Annotated in this window: 1 protein-coding gene; it reads right to left on the reverse strand. The window is 58.0% G+C overall.

The genetic code is table 11. The features are described from left to right. Positions 1-371 (reverse strand): PASTA domain-containing protein (locus ACXIUA_RS00330; RefSeq protein WP_457975870.1); only part of this gene is annotated, 371 nt, incomplete at both ends.

Raw genomic sequence — 371 nt, forward strand, 5'->3', positions numbered from 1 at the left:
CGGGTCGGCCTTCTCCACGTGGTCGACCTTGGACAGATCCAGCGTGGTGACTTCCTCGGTGCGGATAGTTCCCTCGAAGCCGGCATCGGTGAGTGCCTTCTCCGCATCGCGGAGAGTCTGGCTCTCAACTCGTGGCATCTTAATTTGGTTGCCGCGCGAAACGTGCAGCTCGACAGTCGTTCCGACAGTGAGCTCCGTGCCCTTCTGGGGAACCTCAACGACTGTTCCCTGCTCCTCAGTGGAGTCGACTTCTACCACTTGGACAACGAAACCAGCGGACTCGAGGGTTGTGCGTGCGGAATCCAAAGTCTGACCAGTGACATCTGGAACGGTCTTGGTCTCGATACCGGAAGAGACGGTCAAAGTTACTC

It is taken from the genome of Corynebacterium sp. UMB8791 (assembly GCF_054166365.1).